This is a genomic window from Delftia sp. ZNC0008 (assembly GCF_000799035.1).
Lineage (GTDB): Bacteria > Pseudomonadota > Gammaproteobacteria > Burkholderiales > Burkholderiaceae_C > Comamonas > Comamonas tsuruhatensis.
Map to the genome: position 1 here is coordinate 1 of NZ_JTKZ01000677.1, position 1,652 is coordinate 1,652.

A 1,652-nucleotide genomic window follows, 5' to 3' on the forward strand; every position below is an offset into this window, starting at 1 on the left:
ACCACGGCGCGCGCCTGTTCGGCCGTGTCCACCATGGGCACGAGCAAGGTGGTGGCGCCTATGTCCAGCATCTGCTTGATCAGGGCCGTGCTGCCTTCGACCACGCGCACCACGGCCTGGGCCGGGTGCGGGGCCACGGCCTGCAGCGCAGCCAGGGTGCTGCGCACGTCGTTGGGCGCGTGCTCGCCGTCGATCAGCAGCCAGTCGTAGCCGCAGGTGGCGGCCGCCTCGGCCAGGTAGGGGTCGGCCATGGACAGCCACAGGCCGATGCGGGGCTGGCCTGCGGCCAGGGCGGTCTTGAAGGGGTTATGAGCTGGCATGGTGTCCGGTGATTTCGTTGAGGGAAAGATTCAGTCCAGCAGGCCCTGACAGACGTATTTGGTGTGCAGGTAGTCGTCCAGGCCGTGGGTAGAGCCCTCGCGGCCGTAGCCCGATTCCTTGACGCCGCCGAAGGGCGCTGCCTCGGCGGCCAGTGCGCCTTCGTTGATGCCGACGATGCCGGTCTCCAATGCATCGGCCATGCGCCAGATGCGGCGTGCGTCGTTGCTGTAGAAGTAGGCGGCCAGGCCGAAGGGCGTGTCGTTGGCGGCGGCGATGACCTCGTCCTCGCTGTCGAAGACGGTGAGCGGCGCCACGGGGCCGAAGGTTTCCTCACAGGCGCAGGCCATGGAGGCATCGGCGCCCGTGAGCACGGTGGGCGCGTAGTAGTTGGCGCCCAGGGCATCCAGGCGCCTGCCGCCCGTGAGCACCCTGGCGCCGCGCGCCACGGCGTCCCGCACATGGCGTTCGATCTTTTCCACGGCGCGCGCATTGATCATGGGGCCGATCTGCGAGGCCGGGTCGCTGGCCGGGCCCACGTGCAGCGCGGCCACGCGCGCGGCCAGCTTCTGTGCAAACGCGTCGTGCACGCTGCGGTGCACGAAGACGCGGTTGGGGCACACGCAGGTCTGGCCGCCATTGCGGAACTTGGCGGCCATGAAGCCGTCGACGGCGGCCTCGATGTCGGCGTCCTCGAAGACGATGAAGGGCGCATTGCCGCCCAGCTCCAGCGAGAGCTTCTTGAGCGTGTCGGCGCTGCGCCGCGCCAGGTGCTTGCCCACGGGCGTGGAGCCCGTGAAGGTGATCTTGCGCACGCGCGCGTCGTCCAGCCAGACATCCACCACCTCGGGCGTCTTCTCGCGCGAGGCCGTGACGATGTTGAGCACGCCGGCCGGCACGCCCGCCTCCTGGGCCAGCAGCACCAGGGCCAGCGAGGTCAGCGGCGTGTCTTCCGCGGGCTTGCAGACCACGGTGCAGCCGGCGGCCAGCGCGGGCGCGATCTTGCGGGCGATCATGGCGGCCGGAAAGTTCCAGGGCGTGATGGCGGCCACCACGCCCACGGGCTCGCGCAGCGCAAACATGCGCCGGCCCGGCACGGGCGCGGGAATGATCTCGCCGTTCATGCGCGTGGCCTCTTCGGCAAACCATTCGATGTAGCTGGCCGCGTAGGCGACCTCGCCCTTGCCCTCGGCCAGGGGCTTGCCCTGCTCGCGGCTGATGAGGCGGCCCAGGTCGTCCTGGTGGGCCAGCACCAGATCGTTCCAGCGCTTGATGATGGCGGCGCGCTGTTTGGCGGGCGTCTTGCGCCAGGCGGGGAAGGCGGCATGCGCGGC

2 protein-coding genes are annotated in these 1,652 nt (G+C 70.2%); both read right to left on the reverse strand.

The genetic code is table 11. The features are described 5' to 3' along the window. Positions 1–320 (reverse strand): HpcH/HpaI aldolase family protein (locus L995_RS22140; protein ID WP_047473731.1); only part of this gene is annotated, 320 nt, incomplete at its 3' end. A 30-nt stretch (positions 321–350) separates the two neighbouring features. Continuing rightward, positions 351–1,652 (reverse strand): NAD-dependent succinate-semialdehyde dehydrogenase (locus L995_RS22145; protein WP_047473732.1); only part of this gene is annotated, 1,302 nt, incomplete at its 5' end.